General features: G+C 71.5%; 16 protein-coding genes and 2 tRNA genes. 14 read left to right on the forward strand and 4 right to left on the reverse strand.

The features are described from left to right. Positions 1 to 15 precede the first annotated feature (15 nt). Both ACFYYH_RS07415 and ACFYYH_RS07420 read left to right on the forward strand, forming a co-directional pair. A complete protein-coding gene (locus ACFYYH_RS07415; RefSeq protein WP_388547125.1) occupies positions 16 to 597 on the forward strand; it encodes a hypothetical protein in 582 nt (193 codons plus the stop codon). Positions 598 to 814: 217 nt separating this feature from the next. Continuing rightward, on the forward strand, positions 815 to 1,984 hold the full coding sequence (locus tag ACFYYH_RS07420) for a hypothetical protein (protein ID WP_388547127.1): 1,170 nt from the start codon (positions 815 to 817) through the stop codon (positions 1,982 to 1,984). 160 nt (positions 1,985 to 2,144) lie between these two features. On the opposite strand, the gene ACFYYH_RS07425 is transcribed toward ACFYYH_RS07420, so the two are convergent. Next, positions 2,145 to 3,296 (reverse strand): M48 family metallopeptidase, encoded by a 1,152-nt coding sequence (locus ACFYYH_RS07425; RefSeq protein ID WP_388547130.1) that lies wholly within the window; start codon positions 3,294 to 3,296, stop codon positions 2,145 to 2,147. A 152-nt stretch (positions 3,297 to 3,448) separates the two neighbouring features. Here ACFYYH_RS07425 and ACFYYH_RS07430 point away from each other — a divergent pair, with 152 nt between their 5' ends. From ACFYYH_RS07430 to ACFYYH_RS07465, 8 genes are all read left to right on the forward strand, one after another. Next, positions 3,449 to 3,601, forward strand: a complete 153-nt coding sequence (locus tag ACFYYH_RS07430; RefSeq protein WP_388547133.1) for a hypothetical protein — start codon at positions 3,449 to 3,451, stop codon at positions 3,599 to 3,601. A gap of 82 nt (positions 3,602 to 3,683) precedes the next feature. Then, positions 3,684 to 3,845 (forward strand): hypothetical protein, encoded by a 162-nt coding sequence (locus tag ACFYYH_RS07435; protein WP_169922600.1) that lies wholly within the window; start codon positions 3,684 to 3,686, stop codon positions 3,843 to 3,845. 38 nt (positions 3,846 to 3,883) lie between these two features. Further along, the gene (gene nadD / locus ACFYYH_RS07440) at positions 3,884 to 4,570 is read left to right on the forward strand and encodes a nicotinate-nucleotide adenylyltransferase (protein ID WP_388547136.1); all 687 of its coding nucleotides are present in this window, start codon (positions 3,884 to 3,886) and stop codon (positions 4,568 to 4,570) included. Between the two features lie 27 nt (positions 4,571 to 4,597). After that, on the forward strand, positions 4,598 to 6,463 hold the full coding sequence (locus tag ACFYYH_RS07445; RefSeq protein ID WP_388547139.1) for an LCP family protein: 1,866 nt from the start codon (positions 4,598 to 4,600) through the stop codon (positions 6,461 to 6,463). A 282-nt stretch (positions 6,464 to 6,745) separates the two neighbouring features. Beyond that, a complete protein-coding gene (rsfS, locus tag ACFYYH_RS07450; protein WP_388547283.1) occupies positions 6,746 to 7,186 on the forward strand; it encodes a ribosome silencing factor in 441 nt (146 codons plus the stop codon). Continuing rightward, complete coding sequence (locus ACFYYH_RS07455) at positions 7,183 to 7,836, forward strand: histidine phosphatase family protein (protein ID WP_388547285.1); 654 nt, start codon at positions 7,183 to 7,185, stop codon at positions 7,834 to 7,836. Before rsfS ends, ACFYYH_RS07455 begins: the two co-directional genes overlap by 4 nt. 114 nt (positions 7,837 to 7,950) lie before the next feature. Next, positions 7,951 to 8,023, forward strand: a tRNA-Ala gene (locus ACFYYH_RS07460). Between the two features lie 485 nt (positions 8,024 to 8,508). Then, complete coding sequence (locus ACFYYH_RS07465; RefSeq protein ID WP_028797521.1) at positions 8,509 to 8,742, forward strand: hypothetical protein; 234 nt, start codon at positions 8,509 to 8,511, stop codon at positions 8,740 to 8,742. Here ACFYYH_RS07465 and ACFYYH_RS07470 read toward each other — a convergent pair. Continuing rightward, positions 8,711 to 10,054, reverse strand: coding sequence for a glycosyltransferase 87 family protein (locus ACFYYH_RS07470; RefSeq protein ID WP_388547141.1), 1,344 nt, complete (start codon positions 10,052 to 10,054; stop codon positions 8,711 to 8,713). The genes ACFYYH_RS07465 and ACFYYH_RS07470 overlap by 32 nt on opposite strands. 131 nt (positions 10,055 to 10,185) lie before the next feature. On the opposite strand from ACFYYH_RS07470, the gene ACFYYH_RS07475 reads away from it, so the two are divergent. Continuing rightward, positions 10,186 to 10,258, forward strand: a tRNA-Ala gene (locus ACFYYH_RS07475). A 136-nt stretch (positions 10,259 to 10,394) separates the two neighbouring features. Here ACFYYH_RS07475 and ACFYYH_RS07480 read toward each other — a convergent pair. Both ACFYYH_RS07480 and ACFYYH_RS07485 read right to left on the reverse strand, forming a co-directional pair. Beyond that, positions 10,395 to 11,981, reverse strand: coding sequence for a ferredoxin (locus ACFYYH_RS07480; RefSeq protein ID WP_388547144.1), 1,587 nt, complete (start codon positions 11,979 to 11,981; stop codon positions 10,395 to 10,397). Next, complete coding sequence (locus ACFYYH_RS07485; RefSeq protein WP_388547147.1) at positions 11,978 to 13,600, reverse strand: hypothetical protein; 1,623 nt, start codon at positions 13,598 to 13,600, stop codon at positions 11,978 to 11,980. The genes ACFYYH_RS07480 and ACFYYH_RS07485 overlap by 4 nt, the downstream gene beginning before the upstream one ends. 742 nt (positions 13,601 to 14,342) lie before the next feature. On the opposite strand from ACFYYH_RS07485, the gene leuS reads away from it, so the two are divergent. The 3 genes from leuS to ACFYYH_RS07500 all read left to right on the forward strand — a co-directional run bounded on the left by leuS (position 14,343) and on the right by ACFYYH_RS07500 (position 19,197). Further along, positions 14,343 to 17,219 (forward strand): leucine--tRNA ligase, encoded by a 2,877-nt coding sequence (gene leuS, locus ACFYYH_RS07490; protein ID WP_388547150.1) that lies wholly within the window; start codon positions 14,343 to 14,345, stop codon positions 17,217 to 17,219. A 199-nt stretch (positions 17,220 to 17,418) separates the two neighbouring features. Next, positions 17,419 to 18,255: a hypothetical protein gene (locus ACFYYH_RS07495; protein ID WP_388547153.1), complete on the forward strand. Its 837-nt coding sequence runs from the start codon at positions 17,419 to 17,421 to the stop codon at positions 18,253 to 18,255. Between the two features lie 96 nt (positions 18,256 to 18,351). Then, the gene (locus ACFYYH_RS07500; RefSeq protein ID WP_388547156.1) at positions 18,352 to 19,197 is read left to right on the forward strand and encodes a DegV family protein; all 846 of its coding nucleotides are present in this window, start codon (positions 18,352 to 18,354) and stop codon (positions 19,195 to 19,197) included. Positions 19,198 to 19,286: the final 89 nt, after the last annotated feature.

A 19,286-nucleotide genomic window follows, 5' to 3' on the forward strand; every position in this document is an offset into this window, starting at 1 on the left:
GTCTACTCTGAAGAGGTGCCGGACGACGTGGGGGGCAGGCCGTTCCCGGACGGCTGGGAGCCCGACGACGACCGCGGAGGAGCGGACGAGGAGTTCGCCGCCGTGGTGTTCGACGAGGACTTCGTCCGGTCGGCCACCGTGCACGAACCCTCCGCCGTGGAGCGGCTGCTGGCCGCCGCGCAGGCGCGCGCCGAGGCCGAGGCGGCACGGGCGAGGGCCGGCGGGGGACCACCCGAGGACGAGCTGTACGAGGAGCTGTACGGCCGCGACGGCGTCTACGGTCCCGACTATTACGAGTGCGATCCCGACGACCCCGACGCGGTCCTGGGCCCGTACGGACGCCACGGCGGCGCTCTGCGCCCGTACCGCGGCAGCGCCCGCTGGCACCGCCCGGTGGCCTGGCTGCTCGCGCTGCTGATGGGGATCGGGATGGTCGCGCTCGCCTTCACGGCCGTCTACCGCGGCGCCTCCAGCAGCCGTGACGACCAGGTCCCACAGCCCGTCAGGACCGGGATCGACAAGCCGGGGCCGATCGGTCCCGGGGCCTCGGCGGTCCCCTCGGGGCCCCCGCTCTCCGCGGTTCCGCGCTCCCCCTGACCCGGGCGCCGGCCCGCGCGGACCCGCCGCCGGCCCGCGCGGACCCCGTCGTCGGCCCGTGCGGACCCGCTGCCGGGCCGCGCTCGGGCCGCGCGGAGATCCTGCCGAAAGTCCTCTGGATTCCCAGGTTTTCACCCGGATGGCGGAAGGGTGCCGCACCAGTACGTGACGGTCGCCCGAGCGTTTACGATCGCCCCCGCCGACCTACTCTGAAGGTATGGCAGGGCGTGGAGACCCACCCGAAGGGGGACCTGAGGGGCTCCCCGGCGGAGGTGACGACGAATACGGGTCCGTCGACTTCGACGAATCGTTCATCCGCGCTGCCCGGCTCCGTGAGGCCTCGGCCAAGGAGCGGATGAAGGACCACACCCACGCCGTGCGGCGGGTCCCGCCGCCCCCGCCGAGAAAACGGCCGAGACATCCCTGGCTCCGGCACGGCCCCCGGCGGGTGCTGCTGCTCTTCCTGGTGATCGTCCTGGCCTTCGGCACGGCGGTGTATCTGGGCCTGCGCAACCCCTACCGTCCCCCGATCGGCGGTACGGCGGCGCAATTGCGGATGTCGGTGGTCCCGCTGGCCCCGAGGGACCCGGTGCCGGGCGGCGCACCCGACGATCTCTTCGAGCGCAGCCCGGCAGCGCAGTTCCAGGAGGGCGCGGACGGGGTGGCGCTGCCCCCGGCGCGGGAGACCGGGGACTTCTCGGAGGGCCAGGTGATGGCCGCGCTGACCACTGTCAAGGACTATCTCGTGGCGTCCTCGATGGATCCCGACGTACTGACGGGCCATACGGTGCGGCCGGTGCGGGTGCTGCTGGAACCCGACCAGCTCGACCAGTTCGACCGCAGCTTCGCCGCCCCGGCCGACGACGGACGGCACACCCCGGCCGGCTGGCTCGTACGGTTCGACCCGGCGAAGGTGGCGTCGGCGGGCGCCGTACGCGCGCGCGGCACACTGCGCTACGAGCAGACCTCGGCCGGGACGCTGGAGATCACCTCGGACCATGTCTTCGTGTACGCGCTGCGGCCGGCCGGGGCCGCCGAGCAGTCGGCCGGGCGGCCCGTGCGCGACGCGTCGCTGTTCACCGTCCGGCGCGAGATGCGCTTCCGGTTCGACGTGGAGGATCTGATCAAGCACCGTGCGCAGGTGGTGAGCAGCCAGGTCCTGGCGGGCCCGCAGGCCTGCTCGGCGCGGGCGCCGACGACGCTGCGGCCCCTGCTGGCCGGTGAGCGGGCGAAGCCTGGCGATCCGGCCGGTACCGACCCCTACTCGGCGGGACCGGCCGATACGGCGCTGTGCGGCACGCTGGCCCGCACGGCACAGCCGAGCCCGACCCGGCAGAGCCCGCCCCCGGCCCGACGGAGCCCGAGCCCGTCGAGCCCGGCGCCCTGAGGGCGGGTGAGGCCCCGCGCCCGGCCACCCGGGGGGACGTGCACCCGGTCACCCGGGGGCGGGGTGCGCGCGGCCCTCGCCCCCGGGTGGCAGCGGTCCGGGGCGCGCCCGGCCCTCGGGTGGCACCTGCTCGCACCTGCCCTCGGGGGGCAGCGGGCGGTCAGCTCTTGTCGCCGGGGCCGGGGCCGGGGCCGGTGCCGGTGTCGCCGTTGCCCTTGCCGCTCCCGTCGGCCGTGCCACCGCCTCCGCCGCTTCCGCCATTGCCGCCGTTGCCGCCGGTGAAGACACCGCGCAGTTTCCCGCCGAGGTCGCCCGCGCCGCCCGCGATATCGCCCACCAGCTTCATCAGCGGGTCCTTGCTGCCCCGGACCGTGTCCGCGTAATGCGCGGCGGAGTCACGGAAGGAGTCCGTGACGGAGGTGTCCTTGTCCTCCTCGCGGCGCGGGTAGTGGCCGTCCATGATCCGCTGGAAGTCACGGCTCTCGGCCCACTTCTTCAGCTCGGCGGCGCGCACGGTGGTGAAGGGATGCGAACGCGGCAGCACGTTCAGGATCTTGAGCACGGAGTCCCGCAGATCCCCGCCCGCCTCGTACTCCGCGGCCTGCTCCAGGAACGCGTCCACATTCATCTCGTGCAGATGGTTGCCGCCCGCGATCTTCATCAGACCGCGCATCGACGCCCGTGCGTCCTGCCCGACCAGCAGACCGGCCCGGTCCGCCGACAGCTCCGACTTGCGGAACCACTCGCGCAGCGCCGTCACGATCGCCATGATCGCGACATTGCCCAGCGGGATCCAGGCGACCTTGAGCGCCAGACCGGTCAGGAACAGCAGGATCGTCCGGTAGACGGAGTGACCGGAGAGCGCGTGGCCCACCTCATGGCCGACGACCGCCCGCATCTCCTCCTCGTCGAGCAGCTCCACCAGCCCGGTGGTGACCACGATGATCGGCTCGTCCAGACCGATGCACATCGCGTTGGGCTTCGGGTCCTGCGTCACATACATCGCGGGGACCTTCTCCAGGTCCAGGATGTAACAGGCGTCCCGCAGCATGGCGTGCAGATGAGCGAACTGCGCGTCGCCGACCCGTACGGAGTCCGAGAGGAAGAGGAGCCGCAGGCTCCGCTCCGGCAGCAAGGCGCTCATCGCCCTGAAGACGGTGTCGAACCCGCTGAGCTTGCGCAGAGCGACCAGAGCCGAGCGGTCCGCGGGGTGTTCGTACGCCCGTGACGAGATGCCCGGGAAGCGCTTGCGCTGTCTGCTCGGCACGTTCTTGTGGAGTGCGTCCCCGTGGTGGTCTTCGGCTTCGGTCATGGATGTCCCCGCTTCCTACGAGTCCGGGCCTCGTCCCCCTGACGGCCCCAGACTAAGGGCCTGGGGCTACCGTGTGGCGGGGGGCCGCGGCCGTGTGTTTCCCGGGGAAGGGCCCTGGGCGCCGGCCGGAGAGACCGAGGAGCACAACCGACATGCCGGATACCGCCACACTGCTCGCCGCGGCAGCCGATCAGCAGGGACCGGGCGACACGCTCCGGATCGTGCTGGCCGCCTCCATGGTCGGAGCCGTCCTGCTCGCCTGGTTCCTGTTGCGCGGATACCGCGACAACGACCACAACGACTGAGTCGGCGTGAGGGTGCCCGAGGCCCCCGCATACGATGTGCGCGAAGTCTCCGCTCCGACACGATCGATAGGGCCTGCTGAAGATGAGCCTCACCGGCACCGCCGCCAACCTGGTCATGCTCGCCGAGGGCGCCGAACACGGCGGCAACCACGAAAGCCTCAACCCCTACCTCATCGGTGGCGGCGCGCTGTTCGGGCTGCTTCTGCTGCTGTGGATCACCACCCGCTTCAACCGCGACCGCTGATCCCGCCCCGTAACCCGGTGCAAGTAGGCTCTGGACGCATGGGAGAGCAGCAAGCGTCCAGCGGCGCCGGAACCGGCCCGGTGAGCGGTCGAACCGGCCCGGTGACCGGTCATGGATCCGGCCCCGCCGCGGACCGCGGCAGGCGCCGACTCGGCGTGATGGGCGGGACCTTCGACCCGATCCACCATGGACACCTGGTGGCGGCCAGTGAAGTGGCCGCCCTGTTCCATCTCGACGAGGTGGTGTTCGTGCCGACCGGGCAGCCGTGGCAGAAGAGCCAGCGGGCGGTCTCCCCTGCCGAGGACCGTTATCTGATGACGGTCATCGCCACGGCGTCCAATCCGCAGTTCTCGGTCAGCCGCAGCGACATCGACCGCGGCGGCCCGACCTATACGATCGACACGCTGCGGGATCTTCGGTCCCTCCACGGCGACGCGGACCTCTTCTTCATCACCGGAGCCGACGCGCTCTCCCAGATTCTGAGCTGGCGGGATCACGAAGAGCTGTTCTCGCTCGCCCACTTCATCGGTGTCACACGGCCGGGCCATGATCTGTCGGCCGACGGACTGCCCAAGGGCGGGGTGTCGCTGGTGGAGGTGCCGGCGCTGGCGATCTCGTCGACCGACTGCCGGGAGAGAGTCGCGAAGGGCGATCCGGTCTGGTACCTGGTGCCCGACGGTGTGGTGCGCTACATCGACAAGCGGCAGTTGTACCGCGGCGCATGAGCGACTGAGCCACGGAGAGGGGCACCGGTGAACGACCAGCAGCAGCCGTACGATCCGTACGACCCGTATTACACGCAGCCCCAGCTCGTCGGGTACGACGAGTACGGGCAGCCGGTGTACCAGCAGCCGCAGCATCACCACCAGCAGCAGCAACAACAGCAACAACAGCAGCAATCGCAGGACCAGCAGGGGTACGGCTACGACCCGTACGCCCAGGGGCCTCCGCAGTCCCAGCAGCCCCAACAGCCGCCGCCCCAGGGGCACTACGACCCCTATGCCCAGCAGCAGGGATACGGCTACGACGGATACGGCTACGACAGCTACGACACCGGGCAGCAGCAGGGCTACGAGACGGGCCGGCAGCCTCCCGTCGCGGTCGACACCACCCAGGCCGACGCGACCCAGCAGTGGAGCATCCCGCAGCAGCAGACGCCCCAGCAGCACGATGCCCAGCAGCATGCGCCGGAGCAACAGCACGTTTCCCAGCAGCACCAGCAGCAACAACAACAGCAGCAACCACCACAGCAGCAGCATGAGCACGAGTCGCGCCAACAGTCGTCCGTGCCCGGCGTGGTGGAGGAGCCGGCGCCCGAGCAGCCCGCCGTACCCGGGCAGCGGCGCGCCGATTCCCAGGACCCCGACCACCGCACCGAGCAGTTCTCCTTCATCGAGGAGCCGGACGAGGACTCCGAAGACGTCATCGACTGGCTCGCGTTCACCGAGAGCCGCTCCGAGCGGCGCGAGGAGGCCCGGCGCCGCGGCCGTAACCGGGTGGTGGCGCTGGTCGTCGTCCTCGCCCTGGCGATCGCCGGAGGCGTCGGTTATCTCTGGTACGCGGGCAAGCTGCCCGGACTGTCCGCGGCGCAGGAGAAGCAGGGCACGGCCACGGGACCGCAGAAGCGCGATGTGATCGTGGTGCATCTGCACAACACCAAGCAGAAGGGCACGTCCACGGCGCTGCTGGTCAACAACGCCACGACCGGCCGGGGGACCACCGTCCTGCTGCCCAACTCCCTCGCCGTCCCCAATGACGACGGCACGTCCACCACGCTCGGCAAGTCCGTCGACGAGGACGGCTCCGAGGGCACCCGTGAGGCCATCGGGACCCTGCTCGGCACCAAGATCACCGGAACCTGGCGGCTGGACACCCCGTATCTGGACAATCTCGTCGAGCTGGTCGGCACCATCGATCTGACCACCGACACCGAGGTACCCGCCGCGAAGAAGGGCGAGACGCCGGTGGTGCGGAAGGGCGAGAACCAGACGCTCAGTGGGCGGATGGCCGTCGCCTACGCCACCTACCGCGCGCCGGGTGAGCCGGAGGCGAAGCAGCTCCAGCGGTTCGGCCAGGTGCTCCAGGGCGTGCTGCGGAAGATGTCGGACGATCCGCAGGCCGCGACGATCACGGTGGAGACGCTCGGGCAGATCCTCGATCCGTCGCTTCCCGAGAAGGATCTGGGCGCCTCGCTCGCCAACCTCGCCGAGCACGCGAAGGTGGGCGACTACCGGACGGCGGTGCTGCCCGTCGAAGCGGACGGCGCGCTCAGCGAGGAGACGGCCGACACGCTCGTCAAGGACGTCCTGGGCGGCTCGGTCAGCGCTCCGGAGCAGGGCGCGGCCGTACGGGTCGGGGTGAAGAACGCGAGCGGCAACCAGGACGCGGCGGAGTCGGCCCGGATCTCGCTGGTCAACGGCGGATACGGCTTCGTGGACGCCGGTACCGGTCTGGCGCAGACGTCCTCGCAGGTCAGCTATGGCGACGACGCGAACAAGCCGCAGGCGGTCGAGGTCGCCAAGACGCTGGGGCTCCCGACGAGCGCGGTGAAGAAGGGAACTCCCGCCGCCAACGCCGATGTCTCCGTGGTCCTGGGCGGGGACTACAAGGTCAACTGAGACACCTTCCGCCTCCAGGATCCCGCCCTCAGGATCCCGCCCTCAGGATCCCGCCCTCAGGATCCCGCCCTCAGGATCCCGCCCTCAGGACCCCGCCCCCGGGATCCGCCCTCAGGATCCCGCCCTCAGGACCGGCCCTCGTCCGGGCCGGTCCTGAGGGCGGGACGGGGGCACGGCGGGGGCGGAACGGCGGCGGGGCCGGGCCGCGGAGAATGCCTGTGCCGGGGAGCGGTGGAGCGTGAGATCCTGGATGTCTCCATGACCGTCGACGAAAGCCTGCTTGTGACCGCTACCGATCGTTCCATCCAGCTCGTCAACGCCGCCGCCCAGGCGGCCGCCGACCGGCTCGCGCACGACATCATCGCGTACGACGTCAGCGATGTGCTGTCGATCACCGATGCCTTCGTGCTCGCCTCCGCGCCCAACGACCGCCAGGTCAAGTCGATCGTCGACGAGATCGAGGAGCGGCTCCAGAAGGAGCTGGGCGCCAAGCCGGTGCGCCGCGAGGGCGACCGCGACGCCCGCTGGATCCTGCTGGACTACGTCGACATCGTGGTGCATGTGCAGCACAGCGAGGAGCGCGTCTTCTACGCCCTGGAGCGGCTGTGGAAGGACTGCCCCGAGCTGCCGCTGCCCGAGGACGCCGTCAAGACCCGGGGCAAGGCCGCGGAGCACGCCGGAGTCGCCGGGGCCGCCGGTGGCGCGGACGGTGAGCTGCGCTGAACGGCAGCAAGGGCGGCAGGGGCCGCCGGGTGGTCCTGTGGCGGCACGGCCAGACCGCCTGGAACGTCGAGCGCCGCTTCCAGGGCTCCACGGACATCGAGCTGGCCGCCACCGGCGTCGCCCAGGCGCGGCGGTCGGCGCGGCTGCTGGCCTCCCTGAAGCCGGACGCGATCATCTCGTCGGACCTTCAGCGGGCGGCCGCCACCGCCGCCGAGCTGGCCGCGATCACCCGGCTGGACGTCTCGTACGACGCGAGCCTCCGGGAGACCTTCGCGGGCGCCTGGCAGGGGCTGACGCACGAGGAGATCGTCGAGCGGTTCGGCGAGCAGTACGCGGCCTGGAAGCGCGGCGAGGCCGTACGGCGCGGCGGCGGCGAGCTGGAGACGGAGGTCGCCGACCGGGCCGCGCCCGTCGTCCTCCACCACGCCGAGAAGCTGCCCGACAACGGCACGCTCGTGGTGGTCAGCCACGGCGGCACGATCCGCACCACGATCGGCCGGCTGCTGGGCCTGGAGGCACACCACTGGGAGGGCCTCGGCGGGCTCTCCAACTGCTGCTGGTCGGTCCTCGGCGAGGGCGCGCGCGGCTGGCGGCTGCTGGAGCACAACGCGGGAACCCTCCCCGAACCGGTCCTCGGCGACGACGACTGAGCGCTCCGGACGACGACTGAGCGCTCCGGACGGCGGCGGGACCGGGATTTCACTTTCCGGCAGGTCGCAGGCTAAAGTTCTTCTTGTTCGCAGCGCGGAGCGCGAAGAACACGCGGGGCTATAGCTCAGTTGGTAGAGCGCCTGCATGGCATGCAGGAGGTCAGGAGTTCAATTCTCCTTAGCTCCACAATCCGGATCCCGTCCCTGTCCAGGGGCGGGATTTCTGCTGTGCGGCGATGGTCCGCCACGGCGCCGCTCCGCACGCGGTGGCGGGCCGCTCCACGCGCCGGCCGACGCCCTCCTGTGTGCGCGGCTCGCGCCCGCCGGTGCCGCGATCCCGGGCGTGTCGGCAGCTCCTGTCGGCACGATCAGGCGTTCCCTCACTCGAAGGCGTCCGGTATCAGCCCTTAGAGGGCGGCTTTTTCCGGCTGCTCACCGGGCTCCGGCGTGGCAGAATCGGACGACCGGAGGGGACGACGGGCCGGACCGGAAGGGAGAGCCGTATTGTCCGCCAGCAGCGTCGAGGAGCCCGATGACCTGCTTGCCCCGGCGGAGGCGCTCGCCGGCCTCAGTTGCCCCTCGTGCGGTTCGTCCCAGGTGGCTCAAGTGCTCGGTGACAACGGCGGGATTTCCTACGTGTGTACGGCCTGCGGCCACTGTTGGAGCTGATTGATGGGTGCCCACAGGCGTAAATGCGACTGGTGCGGCAGTGGTACGCCGATCGTCCGTGACATGGACCCGATCAACCCCGAGTTCCAGTACTGGTGCGAGGAGTGCGCGCGGGCGCTGATCATAAAAGGCGACCCCATCGAGACCTACCGGGAACTGGAGGGCGAGCCGATCTACGGCCGTCTCCTGGACGAGCACTGCACGCTCAAGCGGTTCTACTCGTTCGCCACGGCCTGACCGTGTCCCCGGGGCGCCGGGCCCTGACGGCGTCCCCGAGCAGAGAACCGATCAGGGCCAGGGCCGCCAGCGGACAGAGCGCGGCGAGCGCCATCTCCAGGGCGCCCTGGGCCCGTTCGGGGCCGCCGGGCTCGTACGGCACCCACCACAGGGCATACGAACAGAAGATCAGCCAGAAGGCCGCCGCCCACCCGGCTCCCCGGCGCACCGCGACGTACAGCACCATCGGTACACACCACACCCAGTGGTGCGACCAGGAGACCGGGCTGATCAGCAGCGCCGTCGCCGCGCAGGCGGCCACCGCCCCGGCGCGCTCCTCGCGCAGCGCCGCCGCGACCGCCGCGACGAGCCCCGCCACGGCCACCAGGGCGACGGCCACGGGCCACCAGGGCGTGGGGTCGCCGGTGTGCAGCAGCCGGGCCAGCACCCCGCGCAGCGACTGGTTGGCGGGGTCCTCGGCGCGGCCCGCGCGGCCGGCCTCGAAGACGGCTCCGGTCCAGAAGCGGAGTGAGTCCCCGGGGAGGACGACGGCGGCCAGGAGCGTCGCGACGACGAAGACCGCGGCGGCCGTCGCGGCCTGGCGCAGCCAGGGGTTCCAGCGCGCCCTCCAGCCCGCTTTCCGGCCCGCCCGGCGGGCCCGCACCAGTCCGACGAGCAGCAGCAGGACGGCGAAGAGCGCGGGCGTGAGCTTGACGGCGGCGGCGAAACCGATGCCGGCGCCCGCCCAGCGGTGCCAGGGCCCCCGTGCGGGCTCCCGTGTGAGATCCCACAGCACCGCCACCGCGAGCAGCAGGTTGATCTGCCCGTACCGCAGCGTCGTCCAGACCGGTTCGCACCAGACGGCGAACGCGGCCACCCACAGCGTCGCCACCCACGGCGTCGCCATCCACGGCCGGGGCGTCCTCCGTGACGCCTCCTTAGGAGGGCGTGTCCTTCCCTGGAGGACGAGCCGGAGGGAGAGCCGTACGTACACGACGAACAGCAGCAGATTCCCGGCGGTCGCGAGGGTGCGCAGCACCGGCACACCGGGCAGGGTGAGCGGGGTGAACAGCAGCGCGGCGAAGGGCGGATACGTCGCGGGAAGCCGGGCATGGGTGGCGCGCATCGCGTAGAGGTCCAGCCCGTCGAGCACCGTACGGCCCTCGGCGCGGTAGACCGTCAGATCGATCATCGACACCCCGGCGGCGCGCTGCGCGGTCCAGAACGCGGCGAAGGAGACCAGACAGACGGAGGCGGCGACCAGAAGCGCACCCCGGGGGGAGGGGCGCCGGTCGCGCTTCCGGACGAGCCGCACAAATACGGGAGCAGTCACGAAGGGCGACAGTACCGGGCAAATCGGTACAGACCAGAAACGATTTGGTGATCGGGCGGAGGGACCGTGTAATGTTGGCGACGCCGCCAAGGGGAAGCCCAGAAGGGAAGCTCAGGGGCGGTGCACAGCACGGGGCTATAGCTCAGTTGGTAGAGCGCCTGCATGGCATGCAGGAGGTCAGGAGTTCAATTCTCCTTAGCTCCACCGTGGTTGTCCGGATGTCGGGCGACGGAAGAAGCGGGCCATCCGAATCGGATGGCCCGCTTCTTCGTGTGCGCGGGGCGCGGAGCGGGCCGGGAGACCGGCGGGCGGGACCCGGAGGCCCCGCCCGCCCGTGTGCTCAACCGCGCCCGGGACCCAGGGCCTTGCGGCCACCGCCGGGCGGCAGCGCCGCGCGCGCGGGGCGCTCGGGCGCCGGCTGCTCGATACGGAGGGCGAGCGCGGGGCACCTGCGCACGGCGCGCTGGGCCCGTCCGCGCATATGCATGGGGACCGACGCGTCCGCGAGCGCCGGATAGCCGTCGGGGCCCAGCCTGATCAGCTCGGGGACGATGTCGGCGCAGAGGCCGTGTCCCTGGCAGAGCGTCCAGTCCACGGCGAGCTTCTCGCCGCTCGGGATGGACTCCTCGGCGTCCTGGTAGCCGGGGCCCGGCAGCGGCAGCACACCGGTGGTCCGGCGTCCGCAGCCCCCGTCCAGCACATGCGCGGCGAGGTCGTCGGTGAACGCCGAGAGGGTGGAGGCGAAGAAGCGCGCGGATCCGTCGGGATGCTTGCAGGCGCCCCGGCCCTTGACCGCCTGGGTCACCGCGCGCAGCGCTTCCAGCGCGGCGGGACCGCCGCCGTTGATGACGTCGGAGAGACCGCCCGCCGCGGCGGGCAGTCCGAGCTTGCAGGGGCCGCACTGGCCGGCGGTCTCGGCCGCGAGCCAGTTGGCGACCCGGAGCGCCTCACCCAGCGGACAGGTCTCGGGGCCGATGGGCAGGATCGCGCCCGCGCCCAGCGCGCCGCCGAAGGACGCGAGGGACTCCTTGGAGACGACGGCCTCGTGGGCGGCCACCGAGTCGATCCAGTTGCCGTGGTAGCCGCCGGTCAGCACGCCCTGCGGCAGCGGCGGGGCGCCGGCCATCTGGAGGACGTAGCGCAGCGGCACACCGGTCGGCACCTCGACCACCATGGGACGGGCGACCGCGCCCGAGATGGTGAGCATGACGGTGCCCGGCTCGGTGTCGAGCCCGGTGTGGGCGTAGCGGCGGGCGCCGATCCGGGCGCCGATGGCGAGCTGGGCGAAGGTCTCCGCGTTGGACAGCAGCGTCGGAAGACCGCCGACACCGGACTCGGCGGCGCGCTCACGGCGGCCCGGCGGCAGGGCGGGACCGCCGCCGATGGCGCGGATCACGGACGAGGCCTCGCCCGAGACCATGCGCTCCGGCGTACGGACCACCCGTGCGCGCAACTGCTGGCCGCGCCGGTCGGAGAGCCCGCGCTCGGCGAGCGCCGCGCGGATCGAGACCTCGGTGGAGTTACGGGTGACGGCGACGACCAGCGTGCGGGCGCCGAGCGCCTCGGCGGCCAGCAGCGCGCCGTCGAGTATCAGATGGGGGGCACGGTTGAGCAGCACCGTGTCCTTGCGGCAGGCGGGCTCGCCCTCACTGCCGTTGATCACGACGACGGGACGTACACCGCGGCGGATCGCGGCCGTGGCCACCGCGCGCAGTTTCTTGGCGAAGGGGAATCCGGCGCCGCCGCGGCCGGTCAGGGACATGTTCTCGGCGAGCTGCGCCAGCCGTTCCCCGGTCACCGGTTCCAGCGGACCGTGCACCTTGAGATGCATGGGGAGGTCGAGCCGCTCGACCAGGTCGAATCCCTGGGTGAGCTGGGGGAGCCCGACGACTCGGACTTCGGGGACATCAGGGAGGGGGGTGTTCACGGTCGGTCTCCTGCGGGTGCTTGCCAGGGCTCTCCAGCCGGGGGCGGATAGAGGGGACCGGGCGGGGCCTCGGTTCCGTCCCAGGGCGCGGACGAGGTCACGGAGGGAGCGGGGGACGGGGCGGCCGAGGACGGCGGCGGGGAGACCGAGCCCTCATAGGTGGGGACCGCGCCCGTGTCGTACGGGGGGATGGCACCGGTGTCATAGGCCGGGACGGAGCCGGTGCCATAGGCGGGCATGGAACCCGTGTCGTACGTGGGGAGTGAGCCGGCGTCGTACGTGGGGACGGAGCCCGTGCCGTACGTGGGGACGGAGCCCGTGTCGTAGGCCGGCACCGCGCCGGTGTCGTACGGGGAGGGGGCGTCGGGCCCGTAGACGGGGGTGCCGGCGCCGCCGGTGGGGTACGGGGAGGGCGTCGTGCCCTCCGCCGGGTAGGACGGGTTCGCGCCCGTGTCGTACGGGGAGGGCGCGCTCGGGCCGTAGGTGGGGACCGAGCCGGTGTCGTACGGGGTCGACACGGGCGGGGCGAAGGCCTGCCCGGGTGGGGGAGGGGAGGGCGCGGGCCAGGAGCCCGGTCTGTTCGCGGGCTCGTCGGAGATGACCGGGAGCTCCTCGGTGAGGGGAACGCGCTCGGCGAGGGGTATCTCGCCGGTCGGTATGCGGGTGGTCGCCTCGTTCCCCTGGGAGACCGCGCGATATCCGGCGGAGATACCCGTACCGGTGACGGACTCCGGCGGAGGGTAGGACTCCGTGGCCGACCGTGTCGCCTCGTACAGAGGCGGGGCCGGGGCGGTGAGCCGCGGCGGGGTACGCGGCCGGCCCAGCGCCGCTCCGAGCGGCGGGGCCGCGACGACGGGCTCGCGCAGCGTCCGCTGCCGGTAGTCGGGCTGTGCCGGGATGCCCGTCGCTCCGGGGAGCGGGTCCGACGCGAGGTCGCGGCGGTTCTGCTCGGGCTCCGGGGTCTCACGGACGCCCCCGGTCAGCTCCAGGATGCGATCGGCGAGGCGGCGCTTGAGCGGGCGGGGCAGAAGCCGTGTCGACACGGCCGCGGCGACTCCGAGGAGGGCCAGGCAGTACAGCGTGACGACCCAGGTCGCGGCCGGGCGGCCGGTGTACAGACCGTGTACGAGCGCGAAGCACCAGGCCGGGTAGGCCACCATGTGCATCGCTCGCCAGCGGCCCGCGAACCGGCCGGGGACGGCGAAGGCGCTGCGCATCGCACCGGTCGTGGCGGCCACGACCATCAGCAGCCCGGCGAGTGAACCGAAGCCGATGAGACCGTTCGTACCGCTGACGCCGAGGCCGAAGGGCACGAGCGCGCCGAGCAGCGCCACATGCCCGAGGCTGACCTTGACGGTGACATGCAGCAGCAGAAAGCCGAGCGAGGCCACCGCCGTCGCCCGGTGGACGCCTTGGGCCAGCAGCCGGTGGCGCGGGGAGAGCAGCACCCGGTCGGTGGCTATCAGGCCCCAGGCGACGGCTCCGGTGAGGGACAGCAGAGACAGCACTCCGGTGGTGAAGTCGAGTGCGGCACGGAAGGCGTCACCTCCCGCGACGGCGAGCAGGGGTACCAGTACCAGCGCGGCGACCGTGAGTCCGCCCTGTACCTGTCGGCTCATGCCGCGGTCCGGGGAGAGCGACGAGCTGAACTTGCGTTGAGGGTTCATAAGGGGGCAACTCCGAAGGGCTCGGGAAAGCGGTCCCGTTGCCGCATGCTAAGTGGAGCCATACCAGGCAGTACCCGGTTTGCAGGTTTAATCGCGGGAAGGTGAGTTACCCGACTCTCGTCGGCCCGGGAGATGCCCTGGAACGGGCCGATACGCCGGGTAACGGGTTCCTCCCCCGGTCGCTCCACGATCGTTTCGCGTCCCTCCCGTGCCACCCTCCATGGCTCTCCCGTGGTCCTCCTGTGGTTCTCTCGTGCTTGTCCGGTGTTCTTCCCGTGTGTCTTCGGTGTCGCTCCTGTGCCTTTCCCGTGGTTCTGTGTACTTCTCGGCTCCGCGGCCCTGAGCGTCCGGCCTCCGGCCCGTGTCCGCCGGGCGTCCCGCTCGCGCCTGTCCGGTCTCCGGCCCGTGTGCTGTCGCCGTCCGGTCCGCTGCTGTCGCCCTGTCGCCCTGTGGTCCTGTGGTCCGTGCGGGCCGTCGGGGCCCTGCGGTACCCTGACGCCATGCGAGCCGTACGCCTTCTGCTTAACGGGCCGCGCTGATCAGTCCCGACGGATGAGAAATCCGGTCGGAATCGGCGCGGCGTCCCCTCCTGTGCGAGGGGTCTTTTTCGTTCACCGGCCGGCGCGGTCATTCGCCGACTGGCGCGGCACGGCCGAACCGCCGGCAGAGACGATCGATGGAGCTTCAGAGGATCATGAGCGAGACGAATTCCGCTGCCGCCGAGCAGACAGCGCCGCACCGCTACACGGCCGCCCTGGCCGCCGACATCGAGGCACGCTGGCAGGACTTCTGGGACGCCGAGGGCACGTACGAGGCGCCGAACCCGTCGGGTGAGCTGGCCGGCGACCCGGCGCGGGTCGCCCAGCCCAAGAAGTTCATCATGGACATGTTCCCCTACCCGTCCGGCGCCGGTCTGCACGTCGGGCATCCGCTGGGCTATATCGCCACCGATGTGTTCGCCCGCCACCAGCGCATGACCGGGCACAACGTCCTGCACACCCTGGGCTTCGACGCCTTCGGCCTGCCCGCCGAGCAGCACGCGGTCGCCACCGGTACGCACCCCCGGGTGTCGACCGAGGCCGCCATGGACAACATGAAGGGCCAGCTCCGCCGACTGGGTCTGGGACACGACAAGCGCCGGTCCGTGGCCACCATCGACCCGGACTACTACAAGTGGACCCAGTGGATCTTCGTACAGATCTTCAACTCCTGGTACGACGAGGACGCCGACCGGGCCCGTCCCATCGAGACGCTGGTGGAGCAGTTCGAGAGCGGGCGGCGTGCCACACCGGACGGGCGCCCCTGGAGTGCGCTGAGCGCCGCCGAGCGCGCCGACGTCCTGGGCGGGTACCGTCTGGCGTACGCCTCCGACGCGCCCGTCAACTGGTGTCCGGGCCTGGGCACCGTGCTGGCCAACGAGGAAGTGACCGCGGACGGCCGCTCCGAGCGCGGCAACTTCCCGGTGTTCAAGGCGAAGCTGCGCCAGTGGAACATGCGGATCACGGCGTACGCCGACCGGCTGCTGAACGATCTGGACGCGCTGGACTGGCCCGAGGCCATCAAGCTCCAGCAGCGCAACTGGATCGGCAGGAGCGAGGGCGCGCGGGTCGACTTCCCGGTCGGGGACGCGGGCGCGATCACCGTCTTCACGACCCGTCAGGACACCCTGTTCGGCGCGACCTACATGGTGCTGGCGCCGGAGCACGACCTGGTCGACAAGATCGTTCCGGCTGTCTGGCCCGAGGGCACGCACGAGGTGTGGACGGGCGGTCACGCGACCCCCGCCGACGCCGTCGGCGCGTACCGCAAGCAGGCCGCGTCGAAGTCCGATGTCGAGCGGCAGGCCGAGGCCAAGGACAAGACCGGTGTCTTCACCGGCGCCTACGCGGCCAACCCGGTCAGCGGTGAGCAGGTACCCGTCTTCATCGCCGACTATGTGCTGATGGGGTACGGCACGGGCGCGATCATGGCCGTACCGGCGCACGACAGCCGTGACTTCGCGTTCGCGCGCGCCTTCGAGCTGCCGATGCGCTGTGTGGTGGAGCCGTCCGACGGCCGCTCCACCGACCCGGCGGAGTGGGACGACGCGTTCGCCTCGTACGACGCGCGGATCGTCAACTCGACGGGCGCGGACATCTCACTGGACGGCCTGACGGTGACCGAGGCCAAGGCCAAGATCACCGAGTGGCTGGCGGAGGGGGGCATCGGCGAGGGCACGGTCAACTTCCGGCTGCGCGACTGGCTGTTCAGCCGTCAGCGCTACTGGGGCGAGCCCTTCCCCATCGTCTACGACGAGGAGGGCACCGCGCACGCGCTGCCCGAGTCGATGCTGCCGCTGGAGCTGCCCGAGGTCGACGACTACTCGCCGCGCACGTTCGATCCGGACGACGCGGACACCCAGCCGGAGACCCCGCTGTCGCGGAACGCCGAGTGGGTCGAGGTCGAGCTGGACCTGGGCCGGGGCGAGGGCGTCAGGCGCTACCGCCGCGAGACCAACACGATGCCGAACTGGGCGGGTTCGTGCTGGTACGAGCTGCGCTACCTGGACCCGCACAACAGCGAGAAGCTGGTCGACCCGGCCATCGAGCAGTACTGGATGGGCCCCCGCGAGGGGCAGCCGCACGGCGGTGTCGATCTGTACGTGGGCGGTGCCGAGCACGCCGTACTGCATCTGCTGTACGCGCGCTTCTGGTCCAAGGTGCTGTACGACCTGGGGCACATCTCATCGGTCGAGCCGTTCCACAAGCTGTACAACCAGGGCATGATCCAGGCCTTCGTCTACCGGGACAGCCGCGGGATCGCGGTGCCGGCCGCCGAGGTCGAGGAGCGGGACGGCGGGTACTGGTACCAGGGCGAGAAGGTCAGCCGTGTGCTGGGCAAGATGGGCAAGTCCCTGAAGAACGCGGTCACTCCGGACGAGATCTTCGCCGAGTTCGGAGCCGACACGCTGCGGCTGTACGAGATGGCGATGGGGCCGCTGGACGTCTCGCGGCCGTGGGACACGCGCGCCGTGGTCGGGCAGTACCGGCTGCTCCAGCGGCTGTGGCGCAATGTGGTCGACGAGACGACGGGTGAGGTCACCGTCGTGGACGCCGAGCCCGACGAAGCGACGCTGCGTGCGCTGCACAAGGCGGTCGACGGGGTCACCCAGGACATGACGACGCTGCGGTTCAACACCGCCATCGCCAAGATCACCGAGCTGAACAACCAGCTCACCAGGGTGGGCGGTCCGGTGCCGCGTTCGGTCGCCGAGCGGCTGGTGCTGCTGATCGCGCCGCTGGCCCCACATATCGCCGAGGAGCTGTGGCACCGGCTGGGCCACGCCGACTCGGTCGTGTACCAGGACTTCCCGGTCGCGGACCCGGCGTATGTCGTGGACGAGGCCGTGACGTGTGTGGTGCAGGTCAAGGGCAAGGTCAAGGCGCGGCTGGAGGTCTCCCCCTCGATCACGGACGAGGAGCTGGAGACGCTGGCGCTGAGTGACGAGGCGGTGGTCGCGGCGCTGGGCGGCGCGGGCATCCGCAAGGTGATCGTCCGGGCGCCGAAACTGGTGAACATCGTTCCCGCGTAAGCGGGCGGGCCGGGACAGCGATGTGCCCGGCGGGCGGGGCGGCCCCGGCGGACAAGGGCGGCCCCGGCGGGCGGTGCGGCCTCGGCGGGCGGTGCGGTGCGTCATTCCTTACGGGCGGGTTGGGGGTTCCTCAGGAACCCTTAACCCGCCTGTTCCGTTTACGGTGGAAGGAGCGTAAACCGACAACGAAGGGGCGCCCATGGAGGCCGTCATCCTGATTCTGGCGCTGCTCTTCGTCGCGTTCGTGTCGCTCGGTGTGTATGTGAGCGTGAAGGCGGTGGGCGCGGCCAAGCGCGGCGTGGACCGTACGATCACGCACGCGCGCCGCACGGTCGAGGACACCACCCTGCGGGCGAGAAGCATCGGGCAGGTGGGAGTGGCCGGGGAGCTGGCACAGCTCCGGCTGAAGCTGCGCACCTCGATGCGGGCGACGCAGGACGTGCTCCAGGCCGGGATGGCGGAGGACGCCTCGCTGTCGGAGTCGGTCGCCCTGTTCCAGCGGCTCAGCGTGCACGGCAGTGAGCTGGACGAGGACCTGCGGCGGCTTGAGCGTGATCCGGACCGGGCGAGGGTGTCGGAACACCTTCAGGAGCTGCGCGAGCGCACGGAGCGGATCACCCATTCGGCGGATTCGCTGCGCTGGGCGGCCCGGGACAGGGCGCGGAAGTTCGCGGAGGACGATCTGTCGTCGCTGAGCGCGCAGATCGATGTGGAGTCGGGAGCGCTGCGGCACTGGTCGCCGACGGCGGAGCGGGAGCGGGCCGAGCGGCCCGAGCAGCGTGTGGTGTGGCCCGAGCCGGAGGCCGCGCCCGAGGACGGACCCCGGTTGACGGACGAGCGTCAGGGGCACGGGTCGGCCTCGGGGCAGGGACCGGGACGGCAGGGGCAGGGACAGGGACAGCAGGGACAGGGACAGCAGGGGCAGGGACAGGGGCCTGGCTCGGCGCAGGCCATCGAGCCGCCCGACCCTCGGCAGCGGATCGCGTACCCGTGGCAGAAGCGGACAGGCCAGGCCAGGCCGGAGACCACGAACTGACCGGACCGGGCGGAATGGACAACGGCCGGAACGGAATCGATCATTGGGACGGGGCCGGGCTGCCGACCGGGGGCGACGACGGGTAACCTCCCGCTCATGTCCCGCCATGTCGCGATCGTCACCGATTCCACGGCCTACCTGCCGCCGCAGATGATGGAGCGGCACGGCATCACAGCGGTGCCGCTGACCGTGGTGCTCGGCGACCGGGCGCTGGAGGAGGGCACCGAGATCTCGGCCCGTTCGCTGGCCCTGGCGCTCCAGAAGCGGCGTTCCGTGACCACGTCCCGGCCCAGCCCCGATGTCTTCGCCGCCGCGTACCGCAAGGCGGTGGAGGCCGGTGCCACCGGGATCGTCTCCCTGCATCTTTCGGCCGAGTTCTCGGGGACGTACGACGCCGCCGTGCTCGCGGCGAAGAACGCGTCCGTGCCGGTGCGGGTGGTGGACACCGGGATGGTGGCCATGGCCCTCGGGTTCTGCGCGCTGGCCGCCGCCGAGGCCGCGGCGGGGGACGGGACGCTGGACGAGGCGGTCGCCGCCGCGGAGAAGCGGGCGGCGGGCACGTCCGCGTACTTCTATGTCGACACCCTGGACTATCTGCGCCGGGGCGGCCGTATCGGCGCCGCGCAGGCGCTGTTGGGCTCGGCGCTCGCGGTGAAGCCGCTGTTGCAGCTGGAGGACGGGCGTATCGAACTGCTGGAGAAGGTCCGTACGGCCTCCAAGGCGATCGCGCGGCTGGAGGAGATCGTGGCCGAGCGCGCGGGCATGAGCCGGGTGGACATCGCCGTGCACCATCTCGCGGCGCCCGAGAGGGCCGTGACGCTCGCCGAGCGGCTGCGTGAGCGGGTGCCGGGGCTGGTGGATCTGCATGTGAGCGAGGTGGGCGCGGTGATCGGGGCGCACACGGGGCCGGGACTGCTGGGAGCGGTGATCTCGCCGCGCTGAGCGGGTGGCGTGGACGGTACGGGCCCGGGGGCGGCCCGGCGGGTGACGCGGACGGTACGGGCCCGGGGGCGGTCCAGCGGGGGAACGCG

This window comes from Streptomyces sp. NPDC002018, assembly GCF_042890865.1.
GTDB lineage: Bacteria > Actinomycetota > Actinomycetes > Streptomycetales > Streptomycetaceae > Streptomyces.